Genomic DNA, 16,307 nt, shown 5'->3' on the forward strand with positions numbered 1-16,307 from the left:
AGGGCTGGGGCGTGTTTGTGTTATCCGATCGGCGCCGACGGGTCTCCTTGGGGCAGGACCCTGAGCGACGGGGTCGAACAGGCAATGGGCGAGGGCACGTATGCGCAGGGACGACAAGTACCGTCCGGAACTGGTGACGGATGCGAGGGCGGGGGACCAGCAGGCCCGGGAGCGGTTGGTCGCCGACTACCTTCCCCTTGTCTACAACATCGTCGGCCGGGCACTGGACGGCCACGCGGACGTCGACGACGTGGTGCAGGAGACCATGTTCAGCGCACTCGACGGACTCGGCGGGCTGCGCGATCCCTCCCGTTTCCGCTCCTGGCTGGTCGCGATCGCGATGAACCAGATACGCCGGCGCTGGACGCTCCAGCAGCAGACGGCGACAGCCCCGCTGGACCGCGTGGCGGAGACCGCCGACCCGACCGGTGACTTCGTGGATCTCACCATCCTGCGTCTGGGGCTGTCCGGACAGCGCCGAGAGGTCGCCGAGGCCACCCGCTGGCTGGACGAGAGCGATCGTGAACTGCTGGCCCTGTGGTGGCAGGAGGCCGCGGGACAACTGAACCGTGCCGAACTGGCCGGGGCGATGGGCGTCACTCCGCAGCACGCCGCGGTCCGCATCCAGCGGATGAAGACCCAACTGGAACTGGGCCGCGTCGTCGCCCGTGCGCTGGCCACCGAGCCGTGCTGCTCCGAACTGGCCGACGTCACCGCGGCCTGGGACGGGCAGCCCTCGCCTGTGTGGCGCAAGCGAATCGCCAGACATGTCCGCGGGTGCGCCGGCTGCTCGGGGCACTGGTCGAATCTCGTACCCGCAGAGGGACTGCTGGCCGGCATGGCGATGGTGGTCCCGCTCGACGGCTACCCTCCCGTTCCGCTCGGCCAGTTCGGCGCGGCCGGCCACGGGGACTTCGCCGGGACGGGGCAGCCCGGGGACCCGGCCGGCGGGGCAGGCGGAGGGCTGGGAGCAACGGGCGGAGGGCTGAAAGCCGTGACGGCGGCGGTGGTCGGCGGGGTCGTGGTCGCCGGACTCCTCCTCGCCCTGGTGTGGCCCACGGCGAAGGCTCCGGCCGACCGGGCCCCGGTGGCGGCTCCACCCGCGGCGACGGCCCCGAAACCCACCCGCAGCCCCAGTCCGGCACCCACACCGAGTCCCACCGCCTCAGCCGTACCGAAGCCCCCGAAGTCCCCGAAGCCGCTCAAGCCCTCCCCGTCCGCGGCGAGCCTCGAGGAACGCCTCACCGCGCTGGTCAACTCCCGGCGTGCCGAGGCCGGCTGCGCGCCGCTGCGGATCGATCCGCGACTCAGCGCCGCGGCCCGCAAGCACGCCAAGGACATGGTGGCGCGTGGCTACTTCGACCATGCCGACCCGGAGGGACGGCACGCCGACGCGCGGATCTCGGCAGCCGGATACGAAGTGGGCCCGTGGGCCGAGAATCTGGACCAGGGTCCCGGCGAACCCAAGACAGTGGTCGGTGACTGGATGGACGGCTCGATCCATCAGGAGAACATGCTCGACTGCCAGTACCGGGACACCGGCGTGGCGGCCGTACCCGGTCCCGACGGGACGGTGTGGGTCCAGAACCTCGCCGCGCCGGCCTGAGCCCGCACCGTCCGTCAGGGTGCTTCGACGCTCGGCCGCCGGTCAGCCGCCGAAGTTCTGAACCCACCAGGGGCCGTTCGCGCTGAAGTTCACGCCGACGCCGAGATCCTTGAACCCGCAGTCCAGTATGTTGTCGCGGTGCCCGGGGCTGTTCATCCAGTCACGCATCGCGGATACCGGGTCCTTGGGTCCTTTGTGTATGTTCTCCCCCCACTTGCCGGCGGGATAGCCGGCGGCTTTCATCCGGTCGTCGGCATGCCGCCCCTCCGGGCTGACGTGCTCGTAGTAGTTGCGGGCTGCCATGTCGTCGGCGTGCGCCTGGGCGGCGGCCTGAACCCGGCCGTCGACGCGCATGGGCGAGCATCCGGCCTTGGCGCGTTCGGCGTTGACCAGGGCGGCGATCCGCTGGACGTAGTCGGCGGCCTTACCGGTTGCAGGGGTTCCCGCGGCGGGGGCGCTCGCGCCCGCACCGGCCGGGGCTGACTGCTGCCTGCGCTTCGTGGGGGCAGTCCCGGGCCCGGCCGTGCGGCGGGCCGCGGCGCTGGGCTTGGCGATAGGGCTCTTTGTTTTACGGGCAGTTGCGGAAGGAACGGCGGAAGGCGGGGCGGATGCCGTGGGAGTGGGAGAAACCTTCGAGGCGCCGCCTGTGGAGGCATCCACAGGCGCCTGCTGCACGGAAGCTGCTGCCCGGGTACTGGCGGAGTTTTCGTCGCTGCCGCTCAGGGCGAAGACTCCGCCCGCGACGACCGCGACCGCGACGGTGCCGGCCGCGATTGCGGCCATCGGCAGACCGCCTGCCCGGCCCCGACGCCCGTGGCGCCCCGCGCCCGCTCTCCGTCGTCCGCCCCGGCCCTCACGCGCGCTGTCGCGGCCGGTCGCCGGGTCCAGGAACCGGGTGTCCTCGTCTCGGTGGTGCATGGAGTCTCCGCTCTCATCCGTACTCGGCCGGTCGGTCCGGCATGTGGGAGAGCGGCTGAGGACGACGCCATAACGGTTTCTGAGAAACGCCTCTCGGCCGGCGCGCGCTTTCGTGGTGGTTTCGGCAAGACGCCGTCACCAATCCGTGAAGGTCGTACGGGAAGCTCGTGCTCTGTCAGCGCACACTCGCGCTTCTCACTCGGGGGGACATCAGATGAGGACCAACGTTCGCAGGGCCGTCGCGCTCGCCGCCGTATCGGCACTGGCCCTGACGGCCTGTGAGCCCGCAGCCGATGGTTCGGGAGGGAAGCCGAGCGGAGCCGACAAGGCGACCGCCGGCCCGTCGAAGCCCGTGACCCCGTCGAAGCCGGCAACCCCGCCCAAGTCCCCGTCCAAGTCCCCGGGCAAGGGCTCGTCCGGCGGCGATGACGGTTCGTCGGCCGACCCCGACTACGCCGTCTTTCCGTGCAGCACGTACGACGTGACGTTCACCGCGAACCTGGCGGAGCCCACGACCGGCAGCTACCTGCTGAAGATCACCAACAAGAGCGGCAAGCCGTGCAAGGTGCTGGGCCACCCGATCGTCACCTTCGGCGACCTGGACGGCGCGGCGACGGAGCGCGGAAAGGCCCCAGGGATCGAGGACGCGCTCAGGCTCAAGCCCGGCGAGTCGGCCTACGCCGGCCTCATGGGCGGCGCCGACGACGGCAAGGGCAAGACCGTCAACTCGATCGCCATGACCATGAACACCGAGTCCGACCTGGAGCAGAAGCCGCTCAAGGCCTCGACTCCCGGCCTGTACGTGTCGCCCGACAAGAACTCCGTGACTGCCTGGATGAGCAACGCGGAGGACGCGCTCAGCCTGTAGGCGGGCGGGACTCCCGGGGTGGCTCAGCGGGCGTAGTCCTTGAGCTTCTCGGTGTCGAGGGTGATGCCGACGGGGTCCGGGAGCGGGACGGCGTCGGTCCGGTTTCTGCGGACCGCCGCGGGGTGAGCGACCTTTCAGGGCCAGGGAAGGCGGCGGTCCGGGGGACAGCCGCTCTCTCGGGGCGGTGGGCTTCCGTGATCTGATGCTCTCCAGCCCCGCGCGGGCGGCCGGAATGCGTCAGTCCTTGGGAGGGCCCCGATGGCCGTGACCACCACCCCCACGACCGGAAGTCACGACAGCCGACATGCCGCGTGGCTGGAACTCTTCTTCGACCTCGTCTTCGTCGCGCTCGCCGCGCAGTTCTCCCACTCCCTCCACGGGGACCCGGGGCTCCGGGACTTCGCCGTGTTCCTCGCGCTGTACTTCCCGCCGTGGTGGCTGTGGATCAACCTGACCGTGTCCGCGAATCTCTTCGAGGACGACAGCGCGCGGCGACGGCTGCTCATGCTCACCGCGATGCTCTGTATCGCCGTCATGGCGGCCGCCGTTCCCGAGGCCGGTGGTGACCGGGGGCCCGCCTATGCCCTCGGCTATGCGGGGACGCGGCTCGTACTGCTCGGGCTGTGGTGGCCCGCCACGCGCTTTCCGGAGCCCGAACGGGTCCCGCGCTGGCGGCCGCTGAGCTACTGCCTGGGCTCCGGAGTGCTCTGGGGCATCTCCGCGCTCGTTCCCTCGCCGTGGCGGTACGTCATGTGGGCGGCCCTCCTCGTCGCGGAGATGATCCTGCTGCTCTCCGCCCGGGGCCAGGGCGTTCCCCGGCAGCTGCACACCGGGCATCTCGTCGAGCGGGTCGGACTCTTCGTGATCATCGTTCTCGGTGAGTCCGTGCTCGCCCTGATCACCTCCACGGACGAGGCGTGGACGGCCACGGCCGGTGTCGTGGCGCTGATCGGCTTTGTGCTGCTCGCGGCCCTGTGGTGGTCGTACTTCGAGTTCGGGGCCGCGTCCGCCGAGATGGTGCTCAGTGCCGCGCGGGGGCGTGAGGCGTATCTGCTGGCGCGTGACGTGGCCGGATTCCTGCACTTCTTCGTCACGGGGGCGGTGATCTGCATGGCCGCCGGGCTGGCCACCGCCGTCGAGGAAGCCGGGCACGACCATCTGCCCATGGGCGCCGTCATCGCCCTAGCCGGCGGGCTCGCCCTCTATCACGCGTCCCATGCGGGCATCGCGCTGCGCTACGGGCGACCGGTGCGCAGCGTCGCGGTCTGGGCCGTGCCCGGGGTCGGCGTACCCGTCCTTGTCGTCCTCTTCGGGGAGCATCTGGCCCCCTGGCTGGTCGTTCTGCTGGTGGCGGGCGAGGCCGTGGCGCATCTGCTGTACGCACGGGTGCTGGCGCGACGCAGGAGGTCCGCGGGGACGCTGTGAAGGCCCCCCGACGGGGGCGGCGGGGCCGCACATCGATTCAGCCCCTGCCCGCCCCTTCCTCAATGGGGGCTCCGCCCCCGACCCCGCTCCTCGAACGCCGGAGGGGCTGATCCTTCGCGTTCAGCTCGGCCAGCATCGGCCCCGTGAAGCCGAACCAGTACGTCGCCAGGAAGCCCACCACGTAACCCACCACCAGCCCGCCCGCGTACACCGCCACCGTCTCGCCCAACCCCCTGTTGCCGTCGAGCAACGGGAACAGGGCCCAGCCCGAGGGGCCGATCGCCGTGGAGCCGACCGTGTCGCCGAGCATGTTGAACAGGCCGACGAAGCCGCCGCCGAACGCCCCGCCCACGCAGGCCGTGACGAACGGGCGGCCCAGTGGCAGCGAGACGCCGTAGATCAGCGGCTCGCCGACGCCCAGGAAACCGGCCGGGAGTGCGGACTTGATGGTGGTGCGGATCGAGGTGTTGTGCGGGAGGCGGACGTAGACCGCGGCCGCCGCGCCGACCTGGCCCGCGCCCGCCATCGCGAGGATCGGCAGCAGGACGGTGAAGCCCTGCTGCTCGATCAGCGTCGTGTGGATCGGGATCAGCGCCTGGTGCAGGCCGAGCATGACGAGCGGGAGGAACAGGCCGCCGAGGACGAAGCCCGCGCCGGCGCCGCCGCCGGCCAGCAGCCAGTTGGCGAAGTCGCCGATCGCGGTGGAGACCTCACCGGCCACGAACATCAGGCCGAAGACGGTGACCAGTCCGGAGACCAGGACGGTGAGGGTCGGTGTGACCAGCACGTCCAGGGCCTCGGGGACCCAGCGCCTGCACCATTTCTCGACGTACACCGCGAGGGCCGCCGCGCCCAGTGCGCCCAGCACTCCGCCCTGGCCGGGGGAGAGCTTCTGGCCGAAGGCCTCGATGTTCGCGATGCCGGGGAAGACGATGATCGCGGCGACCGCGCCCCCGAGCACCGGCGTGCCGCCGAACTCCTTCGCCGTGTTGTAGCCGACGAAGACCGCGATCAGCGACATGAAGCCGGCGGCCATGGCGGTGAGGGCGGGGACGACGGCGGGCAGCCATCCCATGTTGATCACGACGCCGTTCAGCCCGGCGATGATGCCGCAGCCGATGAGTGCCGGGATCAGCGGCACGAAGATGTTGGCGATACGGCGCAGGAAGAGCTTGAACGGGGTGGAGTTCCTGGCCGACCTGGCGGCCTTGATGGCCGCGCCCCGGTCGGCCAGATCTTCCGTGGTCCCCGGCGCGGAAGCCACCAGCGCCTCGAACTCCGGGGTGACGCGGGCGACCGTGCCCGGGCCCAGCACGATCTGGTACGTGTCGTCCTCGACCACGCCCAGTACGGCCGGGAGGGCCTTCAGCTCCTCTTCCCGTACGAGGGAGGGGTCGCGCAGACCGAGGCGGAGCCGGGTCATGCAGTGGGCGACGGAGGTGACATTCCGGGCGCCGCCGACCAGGGGGAGGATGGCGGCGGCGATGGCGCTGTTCTTCTCGTCGGGCATGTGCGTGGGCCCTTGCTGTGGGGGGGTGCGGGGGTGCGGGGGTGCCCGGGGCGTGCCGGGGGACGTTCAGTGCGTACGGGCCGACTGCAGGGCTGCGCGAAGATGGCCCTGGCTCTCGGTCAGGAGGCGCGCCGCGGCGGGGCCGTCGACCCCGCCGAGGATGGTGAGGATCGCGTTTTTCACCTCTCCGTCCGTCGCGGCGAGTGCGGCCTCTATCTCCTCGTCGGACGCCCCGGTGGCCAGTGCGACGATCCGCCGCGAGCGGGCGCGCAGCTTCTCGTTGGAGGCGCGGACGTCCACCATCAGGTTTCCGTAGGTCTTGCCGAGCCGGATCATGGTGATCGTCGAGATCATGTTGAGGACCAGCTTCTGCGCCGTACCGGCCTTCAACCGGGTTGATCCGGTGAGCAGTTCGGGGCCGACGACGACCTCGATGCCATGGTCGGCGGCCCCGCCGAGCGCGCTGCCCGCGTTGCAGGAGAGACCGATGGTGAGCGCGCCGCGGGTGCGGGCGTGCTCCACCGCGCCCACGGCGTACGGCGTACGGCCCGATGCGGAGATCCCGACCACCGTGTCGTCGGCGGTCAGCCGCAACGCGTCCAGGTCGGCGGCGGCCAGCTCCTTGCTGTCCTCGGCGCCCTCGACCGCCGTGACCATGGCGTCGGGTCCGCCCGCTATCAGGCCCATGACCTCGGCCGGGTCGGTGTTGAAGGTCGGCGGGCACTCGCTCGCGTCCAGGACGCCGAGGCGTCCCGCCGTGCCCGCGCCGGCGTAGACGAGCCGGCCGCCGCGGGACATCCGCTCGGCGGTGGCGTCGATGGCGGCGGCGATCCGCGGAAGCTGTGCGGCGACGGCGGCGGGGACGGTCTCGTCCTCGCCGTTCATGATCCGGGCGATGTCGAGCGTGGGGAGCCGGTCGATGTCGGCGAGTTCGGGCCGGAACGCCTCGGTGGTGAGGGCGTCCAGCTCGGCGCGGAGCTCGCCGTAGGAGGCGGAGTCCCGGGACGGGGAGGACGACCCGGACGACGACCCGGACGACGAGGCGGAGGACGTGGAGGTCATGGAGAGCGGCTCTGCTTTCTCGGTCTGCGTGGGGGGTCGGTGCGCTCGCCGTCTCAGCGGTTGCGCGGGCTGTGGCGGTGGGCCAGGGCCTCGTACGAGGCGGCGAGGGCAGGGGCCGCCGTCTCGTACGTACGTTGTGCGATGCCTATGAACAGGCAGTCGACGACGAGCAGTTGACTCGTACGGGACGACATGGCGGCCGGGCGCAGCTCGCTCTCGCGGGCGGTGGAGGTGGTCAGCACATGGTCGGCGTACTGCGAGACGGGCCCGTTCGGGCGGCCGGTGATCGCGACGGTCGTGGCTCCGCGGTCGAAGGCGACGCGCAGCGGCTCGATGACGTCGCCGGTGGATCCGGAGTGGGTGATCGCGATGGCCACGTCGCCGGAACGCAGCTGCACGGCGTTGGTGACGGCGAGGTGGGGGTCGCAGTGGGCGTGCGCGACGAGGCCGATACGCAGCAGCTTCTGCGCCAGGTCCATGCCGACGAGGGAGGACGCGCCGACGCCGTAGATGTCGATGCGGCGGGCGGTCGCCGCGGCGGCGACGGCCGCGCCCAGCTGTACGGTGTCGAGCCCGGCGGCCGTGTCGGCGAGGGTCTGCTGCTCGTCGTACGCGAGCTTGGCGACGACGTCCGCGATGGGGTCGTCGACGGCGATGTCCGCGGTGACGGCGGGGGCGCGGCCGGACTGCTGGTGGGCGGCGAGTCCGGCGAGCGCGAGGCGCAGATCGCGGTATCCGGGGTAGCCGAGGAGGCGCGCGGTGCGGACCACTGTGGCCTCGCTCGTGCCGGTGAGCTCGGCGAGACCGGTGACCGTGAGGGCCGCGCAGCCTGCCGGATCGTCGGCGACGGCTTCGGCCACCCGCTGCATGGAGCGGGTCATGGACGGCGCGAGGGTCCGCACCTTGGCCGCGAGGGCGGCGGGGGCGGGCGGGGCGTCGCCGCTGAAAATTTCCTTCACTGGATTGGTCACACATGAAAGATATTTTCGGAATTCCGTCGTCGTCAACCCATCGGGCCCCCGGGACCCGGCCGGGGAGCTGGGGGACAATGACCGTATGGACGACCCGAACCCCCTGGAGCAGGCCCTGCACGCCGCCCGCGCGCTGGTCCTCGCCGACCTGGCCGCCCGCGATGTGGCCGACGCCGGGGTGGTCTCGCTGGTCGAGGACGCGGTGACACACCGCCGCTGGTGGGTGGAGCAGTGGCCGGACGGCGTCGAGTACCTCCCGGGCCTGGTCGCCCAGGACGTCCAGGACGCCCTCCTGGAGCGGCACGGCCGCTGGCCGCTGTGTCCGGTCTGCAACGCGGGCGACCCGCACGCGCTGGACGTCGAACCGGAACTGGGACCTGATCCGCACTGGGTCTGCGCGAAGGCGGGCGTCGTCGTCGCACCGGTCGGCGGCCTTCGGTGACCCTCTACATCGACCCCCCGACCTGGCCGGGCCACGGCCGGATGTGGTCGCACCTGGTCAGCGACGTCTCGCACGAGGAACTGCACGCGTTCGCCGCGTCGATCGGCTGCCCGGCACGGGCGTTCGAACGGGACCACTACGACGTCCCGTCACACCGGTACGGGGACGCGGTGGCGGCGGGTGCGGTGGAGGTGTCGAGCCGTGAGGTGGTCGAACTGCTGACGAAGGCGGGGCTGCGCAGGCGGAAGGGGCGGCCCGCGTAAGGGGCCGGAGGTCAGCATCCCTACGAACGTGTGATCACCGCACAGAGTCAGACCAGCGACGCCAGCTCCGCCGTCAGGTTCTCGCGGGCCGCGGCCTCCCAGTGCGTCTGCCCGTACGGCGTGTGGAACAGCCGCGGCAGGTCAAGAAGCTGCCGCAGCACCGCCGCACGGCCCGCGCGGAAGGCGTCGGCCGGGACGAAGACGTACTCCTCGCGGACCGCGGCGGTGTACGCGGCGTACGGCTCCGGGGCCGAGGCCAGGATCGCCAGGTCCGCGTCGCACAGGACCTGGCCGTTGGTGTCGTCCGGCGCGGGGGCGTGGGTGATCGTCAGGCGGACCAGGCGGGCGACCTCGGCCGTGCTCTCAGGGGGGAGGCCCGCCTCGGCCAGGGCGCGTTCGGCGAGACGGGCCGAGCGTTCCTCGTTCTCCGAGCGTTCGGGGAGGTAGACCGCGTCGTGGAACCAGGTCGCGAGGCGGACCAGGTCCGCGTCGGCGGCGTACTCCTCCAGCGCGTCGATGTGGTGCAGCATCGCCGTCAGGTGATCGACCGTGTGGTAGTGGCGCTGCGGCTCCGCCCAGCGGGCGAGCAGATTCTCGGCGTACGGCGCCGGGTCCGGCGCGCTCGCGCCGCCGCGGGCGGCGATGAGGGTCTTCGTCCAGCGGTCGCGGAGGTCCACGGATGCGGCGGTCATACGGCGAGCCTAAAGCGGCGGGCATACAGCTGTCCGCGGCCGCCTCCATGCGGTCGCTGACCGGGACGCGCTAAGAGCTCACGGGGGCCGGCGAGAAGGACCTCGTCTACTTCGGCTGAAGTGGCGGTAACGGGCGATAATGGCAGCAAAGGGCATGTGTGCCGTGCCGTTCCCTGTGCGGAGGCAGCCGACATGAACGCTGTGATGATCGCCCAGAGCAGCTCGGGTACCGAGCTGGCGGAGGGTGCGCACCTGGCCGGAGCCGGTCTGGTCCTCATCGGAATCGTCATCGTGGCCCTCCTCGGAGGTGCCATGTGGCGGGAGGCGAGGCGGCGGGAGCAGTTGGTTCCGCCCCGCCCCGAGGAGCAGCCGACCACCCCCGACCATCGTGAGCACATCGAGGAGGTCCGGGACGAGGACGAGGACGACTTCCCCCACGAGGGGCGGCTCCTCCCGTACAACCTGAAGACCCACAGCACTCACGACTCCGGCAAGGGCCCCGAAGAGCGGCCGAAGCACGGGAAGAACGCGGGCGGCGGGGCGTTCGGGAGCGGCGGCCTGGGCGGCTGACGCCGCCCCGCACACCGCCTGTGTGCCTACGCCGCCCGGAAGCGGCGCAGGCGCAGTGAGTTGCCCACGACGAAGACCGACGAGAAGGCCATCGCCGCGCCCGCGATCATCGGGTTGAGCAGGCCCGCGGCGGCGAGCGGCAGGGCCGCCACGTTGTACGCGAAGGCCCAGAAGAGGTTCGAGCGGATCGTGCCGAGCGTCCTGCGCGAGAGCCGGATCGCGTCGGCGGCCGCCCGCAGATCGCCCCGTACGAGCGTGAGGTCTCCCGCCTCGATGGCCGCGTCCGTGCCCGTGCCCATGGCGAGGCCCAGGTCCGCCTGCGCGAGGGCGGCGGCGTCGTTGACGCCGTCGCCGACCATCGCCACGGATCGTCCCTCGGCCTGCAGGCGCTTGACGACGGCGACCTTGTCCTCGGGCAGCACCTCGGCGACGACCTCACCGATGCCCACCTCGGCGGCGACGGACTCGGCGACCGCCCTGTTGTCGCCGGTCAGCAGGATCGGAGTGAGGCCGAGTCCCCGCAGGCGGCCGACGGCTTCGGCACTGGTGGGCCTGACGGCGTCCGCGATCTCCAGGACGGCGCGGGCCTCGCCGTCCCAGGCGACGGCGACGGCGGTACGGCCCGCGGCCTCCGCGTCCGCCTTCGCCCGCTGCAGGGCGGCGGGGAGGCGGATCTCCCGGTCGTCGAGGAGTCGGGTACGGCCGACCAGCACGGCACGGCCCTCGACCCTGCCCTGAACACCGAGGCCGGGGATGTTCACGAAGTCCTCGGGCGCGGGGAGCGTGCCGGTCTTGCGCAGAGCCGCGTCGGCGACGGCACGCGCGATCGGGTGCTCGGACGCATGCTCCAACGCCCCTGCCAGGCGCAGCACTTCGGCCTCGTCGTGGCCGGTGTGAACCGCGAGCAGGGTCATCCGTCCGGTGGTGACCGTGCCCGTCTTGTCCAGCACGATCGTGTCGACGCGGCGCGTGCTCTCCAGGACCTCGGGTCCCTTGATGAGGATGCCGAGCTGGGCGCCGCGGCCCGTACCGACCATCAGCGCGGTCGGCGTGGCCAGGCCGAGCGCGCACGGGCAGGCGATGATCAGTACGGCGACGGCGGCGGTGAACGCGGCGGCCGGCCCGGCGCCGGTGCCGAGCCAGAAGCCGAGGGTGGCCATGGCGAGCGCGATCACGACGGGCACGAACACCGCGGAGATCCTGTCGGCGAGGCGCTGGGCCGCGGCCTTGCCGTTCTGCGCGTCCTCGACGAGCCGGGCCATCCTGGCAAGCTGAGTGTCGGCGCCGACACGGGTGGCCTCGACGACGAGGCGGCCGCCCGCGTTCAGAGTGGCGCCGGTGACGTTGTCGCCGGTGCAGACCTCCACCGGTACGGACTCGCCGGTGAGCATGGAGGCGTCCACCGCGGATGCGCCTTCCACGACGGTGCCGTCGGTGGCGATCTTCTCTCCGGGGCGTACGAGGAAGAGGTCCCCGACCTTCAACTCGGCGGTGGGAAGCGTGACTTCACGTCCTTCGCGCAGGACGGTGACTTCCTTGGCGCCGAGTTCGAGCAGAGCCTTCAGGGCGGCTCCGGCCTTGCGCTTGGAGCGGGCCTCGAAGTACCGCCCGGCCAGGATGAAGGCCGTGACGCCGGCCGCGGCCTCCAGATAGATGTTCCCGGCGCCGTCGCTGCGGGAGATCGTCAGCTCGAAGGGGTGGACCATGCCGGGCATCCCGGCGGTCCCGAAGAACAGCGCCCATACCGACCACAGGAACGCGGCCGAAGTGCCCAGGGATATCAGCGTGTCCATGGTCGCGGCGCCGTGCCGGGCGTTGGTGAAGGCGGCACGGTGGAAGGGCCAGGCGGCATAGGTGACGACGGGGGCGGCAAGGGTGAGGGAGAGCCACTGCCAGTACTCGATCTGGAAGGCGGGCACCATCGCCATGGCGATCACCGGTACGGCGAGGACGGCGGCGGTGATGAGGCGCTCGCGCAGGCCGCGCAGCTCGTCGTCCTCGTGCGCGGCCTCCGGGGGCGTGGGCGCCGGTTCGGCGGCGGTGTAGCCGGTCGCCTCGACCGTGGCGATCAGGTCGTCCACGGAGACGTCCGGGGCGTGGACGCTGACCTTCGCCTTCTCCGTGGCGTAATTCACGGTCGCCTCGACGCCGTCCATGCGGTTCAGCTTCTTCTCGATACGGGCCGCGCAGGAGGCGCAGGTCATCCCGCCGATGGCGAGTTCGACGTGGGTGGGGGTGGCGATGGGTGGCACGGTTCCTCCCGTATTCGACTATACCCCCAGGGGGTAATTCCGACCCCATGTATACCCCCCGGGCGTATGTGACGGCAAGGGGCGATTCCGATGCGGGAGGTTCGTACGGCTGCTTGCGCGGTACATGCGCATTAGGCTTGGCATTGGACTAGACCTGTATGAGGAATGGGGTTCCATGAGCAACCGTGCAGTCCTGGAGGTGATCGCTCTCGACGCGGAGGACGCGGTCGCGGCCCAGTCCGGAGGGGCGGACCGGCTGGAGCTGGTCAGCGACATGGCGGCGGACGGGCTGACACCGTCCAGGGAGACGTTCGCGAGCATCCGCGCGGCCGTGGACATCCCACTGCGCGTGATGCTGCGCCTCGCGGACGGCTTCGAGGCGGGCGACGCCGACGCGCTCGTACGTGCCGCGCGGGGGCTGCGCGCGGAGGGCGCCGACGAATTCGTCCTCGGCTTCCTGGGCGAGGACGCCATGCCCGACCTGGTGACGGTCGAACGGCTCCTCGCCGAACTCGACGGCTGCCGCTGGACGTTCCACCGCGCGATCGACCGCGCGGCGGACCGCGACGCGCTCCGCAAGCAGCTCGCGGACCTGCCGGGCCTGGACACCTACCTCACGGCGGGCTCGGCGTCGGGCGTCGACGACGGCCTGCCGACGCTGCTCGCGGAGGCGGCGAGGCGGGGCGAGCCGGGCTACGAGCCGCAGATCCTGGTGGGCGGCGGGCTGCGCCTGCACCACGTGCCGGTGCTGCGGGCGGCGGGGGTGGACGCGTTCCACATCGGGGGGGCGGCGAGGCCGGGGGGTTGGGGGGCGGGGGTGTCACCGGGGGCGGTGGGGGGGTGGCGCGACGCGCTGGACGCGTAGCGCGGCGGGGGTGCGCGGGTGCGCCTGCGGCGGGCCTGTTCCCCACCCCGCCCCTTCCCGAACTGGGGCTCCGCCCCAGACCCCGCGCCTCAAACGCCGGCGGGGCTGAACTATTCAGCCCGTCCGGCGTTTGAGGACATGCGGCCGAAGGTCGCATACGGGTCTGGGGGCTCGCCCCCAGTTCGGGAAGGGGCGGGTCGGGGAACAAGCCCCGCGCAGCGGACCCCCGCACCCACCCCGCCTACCCCAGCTCCCCCGGCAACCCCACCGCATGCACCACCGTCAGCCCCGACACCGCCCTCGTCAGTGCCACGTACAGCCGGCGCAGCCCCGTGCGTTCGTCCGGTTCGCCGTCGACGACCGCCGACGGCTCGTCGAGGACCACGTAGTCGTACTCCAGGCCCTTCGCCAGCGACGCCGGAACCAGCGTCAGCCGGGACTCCGCCGTCGTCTCCTCGCCCGGCGCGAGATACGCATGGCCCGCGGACGTCAGGGCCGCGGCCAGCGACGGGACCCGCGCGTCCGCCGCGATCAGGCCGATGGAGCCCTCGTGCCGCAGGGACTCCTCGCACGCCGCCACCACCGCCGCGTCCAGGTCCGCCACCTCCACCTCGCGGACCGACAGCGAGCCCGGCGACTCACGGACGGATGTGACCTCCGCCAGGCCGGGGGACATGTGCGAGAGCAGCCGGGACGCGTACGCGATGACCTCGCGCGGTACGCGGAAGCCCGCCGTCAGTTCCTCCACCGCCGCGTCCGGCTTGCCGAGGTGGGTCAGGGCCTCCTGCCAACTCCCCGTCGCCCACGGGGTCGTGCCCTGAGCCAGGTCACCGAGGACCGTCGCCGAGCCCGTCGTGCAGCGGCGGCCCACCGCGCGGTACTGCATCGGGGACAGGTCCTGCGCCTCGTCGAGTACGACATGGCCGAGCGAGTGCGTGCGCTGCACCAGGTCCGTCGCCTCGTCGATGAGGACCGCGTCCGCCAGGGACCACTGCGCGGCCCGGACGCTGCGGGCGGGCCTGGTCCACAGGATCGTCTTCTGCTCGTCCGCGGTCAGCACACCGTCCGCGTGCGCCGCGAGGAACTCCGGGTCGGACAGCATCCGCAGCACGAGTTTCGCCGGGTCCACCGGCGGCCACACTGCCTTCACCGCCGCCTTGACCGCGGTGTTGCGCGCCACCGCGTCCTGCACCCGGTCGTCCGGGGCCTCGCCCGACTGTTCCATGCGGACGAGCACCGCGTGCGCGATGCGCTGCGGAAGGGCATCGCGGGCCGCGCCGTAGCGGATGTCGCGGTCCAGCAACTCCCGCACGATCTGCTCGAGTTCGTACGCCGGGATGCGCCACCGGCGCGAGCCGCGTACGACCATCAGCGGCTCCGTCGGCAGCGTGACATGGGAGCGGACGGCCCGCCGCAGCACTTCCGCCATCCGCGCGTCACCCTTGACGACCGCCGCGACCGCCGGGTCCGTGCCCCGCACCTCCACATGGGCCACCAGGTCGTCGACCGTGGCCTGCTTGACCTCCAACTCGCCGAGCGCCGGGAGGACTTGCTCGATGTAGTGCAGGAAGGAACGGTTCGGCCCGATGACCAGCGTCCCCGTCTTCGCCAGCCGCTCCCGGTGCGCGTACAGCAGATACGCGACCCGGTGCAGCCCCACCGCCGTCTTCCCGGTGCCGGGGCCGCCCTGCACACACACCGTGCCGCCGAGCCCGGACCGTACGATCTCGTCCTGCTCCGGCTGGATCGTGGCGACGATGTCCCGCATCGGGCCCACACGCGGCCGTTCGATCTCCGCCTGGAGCAGTCTGCTGGTGCGCTGCTGTTCCGCCGGATCGGTCAGATGCTCGTCCTCGTACGCCGTGAGGTCGCCGCCCGTGTACCCGAAGCGCCGGCGCAGACCGACGTCCTGAGGGTCCTTCCTGGACGCCCGGTAGAACGGCTGCGACACCGGCGCGCGCCAGTCGATGACCATGGGGTCGCCGTCCGCGTCGTGGACGTGGCGGCGGCCGATGTAGAAGCGCTCGCCCTCCGCCCCCTCGGCCAGCGCCGCGCCGACCATGTGCAGATAGTCGAGGCGGCCGAAGAAGAGCGGGGTGTGGGAGAGGTCGGCGAGCGCCTTGATGCGGTCCTCGATCTGGCGCTCGAGGACGGCGGCGTTGACCCAGTTCGCGGTGACGTCGCGGATGTCGAGGGCCTGGACGTCCTCGCGCATCGCGCGCAACGCGGCGCGGGACGCGGTGAGATGGGCTCTCTCGCGGGCGAGGGGGTCGGTGTCGGGTACGTGCGCGGGCACGGGTCTGCCTCCGGACGGATGCTGCGTGGATCACGACATGGTTGATCGCGAGGTGGTTGATCACGGCATGGTGGATCACGACAGGGTTGATCACGGCGTGGTGGATCACGACATGGCGGACCGGCCGGTTTCCGTCCGGGCGGCGGCGCTCCTGCGAGGGAGGCGGGGAAGACGGGGAGTTTAGTCAGGGCGCGGACCGGGCGCGAATGATTTTCCCGCTGCCCGGTCAGGACCCCATCCGGGTGGAGGCCACGCATCCTCCCCGTAGGGGACGGCCTATGCCTGGAGTCGTACACCGGCGACCGCTGGGTTCAGACCGCAGATCGATGCCATTCGCCGGCCGGAAATCCATCATGGAGGTATGAGCACAGCAACCTTCACCCCAGGCGCCCACATCCCCCATCCCAGCCACGGCGCGACCGCCACCGGCTCCACCCACCATTCCCCGCACCGCCTCGGCAACGCGCTGCGCGTCGTCAAGGTCTACGCCCAGGCCGTCTTCAGCGTCGCCGTCCTCGGCGAGTACGCGGAGGAGGCAGGCGTCCGCCGCCGCTGACCCTGCCGTCG

Annotated in this window: 15 protein-coding genes; 8 read left to right on the forward strand and 7 right to left on the reverse strand. The window is 71.8% G+C overall.

Features of this window, described 5'->3' with window-relative positions:
* Window positions 1-100: 100 nt before the first annotated feature.
* A complete protein-coding gene (locus OHA61_RS20940; protein ID WP_406304293.1) occupies window positions 101-1,606 on the forward strand; it encodes a sigma-70 family RNA polymerase sigma factor in 1,506 nt (501 codons plus the stop codon).
* Window positions 1,607-1,648: 42 nt separating this feature from the next.
* Here OHA61_RS20940 and OHA61_RS20945 read toward each other — a convergent pair whose 3' ends face one another.
* Window positions 1,649-2,524 (reverse strand): CAP domain-containing protein, encoded by an 876-nt coding sequence (locus OHA61_RS20945; RefSeq protein WP_406304294.1) that lies wholly within the window; start codon window positions 2,522-2,524, stop codon window positions 1,649-1,651.
* 214 nt (window positions 2,525-2,738) lie between these two features.
* Between OHA61_RS20945 and OHA61_RS20950 the strand changes: the two genes are divergently transcribed.
* Both OHA61_RS20950 and OHA61_RS20955 read left to right on the forward strand, forming a co-directional pair.
* Window positions 2,739-3,392: a DUF4232 domain-containing protein gene (locus OHA61_RS20950; protein WP_406304295.1), complete on the forward strand. Its 654-nt coding sequence runs from the start codon at window positions 2,739-2,741 to the stop codon at window positions 3,390-3,392.
* Window positions 3,393-3,650: 258 nt separating this feature from the next.
* Window positions 3,651-4,817, forward strand: a complete 1,167-nt coding sequence (locus OHA61_RS20955) for a low temperature requirement protein A (RefSeq protein ID WP_406304296.1) — start codon at window positions 3,651-3,653, stop codon at window positions 4,815-4,817.
* Between the two features lie 37 nt (window positions 4,818-4,854).
* Here OHA61_RS20955 and OHA61_RS20960 read toward each other — a convergent pair whose 3' ends face one another.
* The 3 genes from OHA61_RS20960 to OHA61_RS20970 all read right to left on the reverse strand — a co-directional run bounded on the left by OHA61_RS20960 (window position 4,855) and on the right by OHA61_RS20970 (window position 8,360).
* Entirely contained in the window at window positions 4,855-6,327 is a 1,473-nt protein-coding gene (locus OHA61_RS20960) for a PTS transporter subunit EIIC (RefSeq protein ID WP_406304297.1), read from the reverse strand.
* A 66-nt stretch (window positions 6,328-6,393) separates the two neighbouring features.
* Window positions 6,394-7,389 (reverse strand): N-acetylmuramic acid 6-phosphate etherase, encoded by a 996-nt coding sequence (murQ, locus tag OHA61_RS20965; protein ID WP_406304298.1) that lies wholly within the window; start codon window positions 7,387-7,389, stop codon window positions 6,394-6,396.
* A 53-nt stretch (window positions 7,390-7,442) separates the two neighbouring features.
* Complete coding sequence (locus OHA61_RS20970) at window positions 7,443-8,360, reverse strand: MurR/RpiR family transcriptional regulator (protein WP_389370483.1); 918 nt, start codon at window positions 8,358-8,360, stop codon at window positions 7,443-7,445.
* A gap of 85 nt (window positions 8,361-8,445) precedes the next feature.
* Here OHA61_RS20970 and OHA61_RS20975 point away from each other — a divergent pair, with 85 nt between their 5' ends.
* Both OHA61_RS20975 and OHA61_RS20980 read left to right on the forward strand, forming a co-directional pair.
* Window positions 8,446-8,802, forward strand: a complete 357-nt coding sequence (locus OHA61_RS20975) for a hypothetical protein (RefSeq protein ID WP_324981299.1) — start codon at window positions 8,446-8,448, stop codon at window positions 8,800-8,802.
* The gene (locus OHA61_RS20980; RefSeq protein WP_324981296.1) at window positions 8,799-9,065 is read left to right on the forward strand and encodes a DUF4031 domain-containing protein; all 267 of its coding nucleotides are present in this window, start codon (window positions 8,799-8,801) and stop codon (window positions 9,063-9,065) included. Before OHA61_RS20975 ends, OHA61_RS20980 begins: the two co-directional genes overlap by 4 nt.
* Window positions 9,066-9,112: 47 nt before the next feature.
* On the opposite strand, the gene OHA61_RS20985 is transcribed toward OHA61_RS20980, so the two are convergent.
* Entirely contained in the window at window positions 9,113-9,757 is a 645-nt protein-coding gene (locus OHA61_RS20985; RefSeq protein ID WP_406304299.1) for a hypothetical protein, read from the reverse strand.
* Between the two features lie 192 nt (window positions 9,758-9,949).
* On the opposite strand from OHA61_RS20985, the gene OHA61_RS20990 reads away from it, so the two are divergent.
* Window positions 9,950-10,327: a DUF6479 family protein gene (locus tag OHA61_RS20990; RefSeq protein ID WP_406304300.1), complete on the forward strand. Its 378-nt coding sequence runs from the start codon at window positions 9,950-9,952 to the stop codon at window positions 10,325-10,327.
* Between the two features lie 26 nt (window positions 10,328-10,353).
* Here OHA61_RS20990 and OHA61_RS20995 read toward each other — a convergent pair whose 3' ends face one another.
* Complete coding sequence (locus OHA61_RS20995) at window positions 10,354-12,579, reverse strand: heavy metal translocating P-type ATPase (protein ID WP_406304301.1); 2,226 nt, start codon at window positions 12,577-12,579, stop codon at window positions 10,354-10,356.
* 175 nt (window positions 12,580-12,754) lie between these two features.
* Between OHA61_RS20995 and OHA61_RS21000 the strand changes: the two genes are divergently transcribed.
* Window positions 12,755-13,444: a copper homeostasis protein CutC gene (locus OHA61_RS21000; RefSeq protein WP_406304302.1), complete on the forward strand. Its 690-nt coding sequence runs from the start codon at window positions 12,755-12,757 to the stop codon at window positions 13,442-13,444.
* Between the two features lie 241 nt (window positions 13,445-13,685).
* Here the strand turns inward: OHA61_RS21000 and OHA61_RS21005 are convergent, their stop codons facing one another.
* Window positions 13,686-15,740: a HelD family protein gene (locus OHA61_RS21005; protein WP_406304303.1), complete on the reverse strand. Its 2,055-nt coding sequence runs from the start codon at window positions 15,738-15,740 to the stop codon at window positions 13,686-13,688.
* A gap of 361 nt (window positions 15,741-16,101) precedes the next feature.
* On the opposite strand from OHA61_RS21005, the gene OHA61_RS21010 reads away from it, so the two are divergent.
* Window positions 16,102-16,296 carry a hypothetical protein gene (locus tag OHA61_RS21010; protein ID WP_266481270.1) on the forward strand — a complete coding sequence of 65 codons (195 nt, stop codon included), beginning with the start codon at window positions 16,102-16,104 and terminating at the stop codon, window positions 16,294-16,296.
* Window positions 16,297-16,307 lie beyond the last annotated feature (11 nt).

The organism is Streptomyces sp. NBC_00885, from assembly GCF_045207475.1.
Taxonomy (GTDB): Bacteria; Actinomycetota; Actinomycetes; order Streptomycetales; family Streptomycetaceae; genus Streptomyces.

Excerpts from the sequence above, each read along its gene's own strand:
- OHA61_RS20990 (WP_406304300.1), top strand. The coding sequence starts at position 9,950 with ATGAACGCTGTGATGATCGCCCAGAGCAGCTCGGGTACCGAGCTGGCG.
- OHA61_RS20960 (WP_406304297.1), bottom strand. The coding sequence starts at position 6,327 with ATGCCCGACGAGAAGAACAGCGCCATCGCCGCCGCCATCCTCCCCCTG.
- OHA61_RS20985 (WP_406304299.1), bottom strand. The coding sequence starts at position 9,757 with ATGACCGCCGCATCCGTGGACCTCCGCGACCGCTGGACGAAGACCCTC.
- OHA61_RS20950 (WP_406304295.1), top strand. The coding sequence starts at position 2,739 with ATGAGGACCAACGTTCGCAGGGCCGTCGCGCTCGCCGCCGTATCGGCA.
- murQ (WP_406304298.1), bottom strand. The coding sequence starts at position 7,389 with ATGACCTCCACGTCCTCCGCCTCGTCGTCCGGGTCGTCGTCCGGGTCG.
- OHA61_RS20975 (WP_324981299.1), top strand. The coding sequence starts at position 8,446 with ATGGACGACCCGAACCCCCTGGAGCAGGCCCTGCACGCCGCCCGCGCG.
- OHA61_RS21000 (WP_406304302.1), top strand. The coding sequence starts at position 12,755 with ATGAGCAACCGTGCAGTCCTGGAGGTGATCGCTCTCGACGCGGAGGAC.
- OHA61_RS20945 (WP_406304294.1), bottom strand. The coding sequence starts at position 2,524 with ATGCACCACCGAGACGAGGACACCCGGTTCCTGGACCCGGCGACCGGC.
- OHA61_RS20955 (WP_406304296.1), top strand. The coding sequence starts at position 3,651 with ATGGCCGTGACCACCACCCCCACGACCGGAAGTCACGACAGCCGACAT.
- OHA61_RS20940 (WP_406304293.1), top strand. The coding sequence starts at position 101 with ATGCGCAGGGACGACAAGTACCGTCCGGAACTGGTGACGGATGCGAGG.
- OHA61_RS21010 (WP_266481270.1), top strand. The coding sequence starts at position 16,102 with ATGAGCACAGCAACCTTCACCCCAGGCGCCCACATCCCCCATCCCAGC.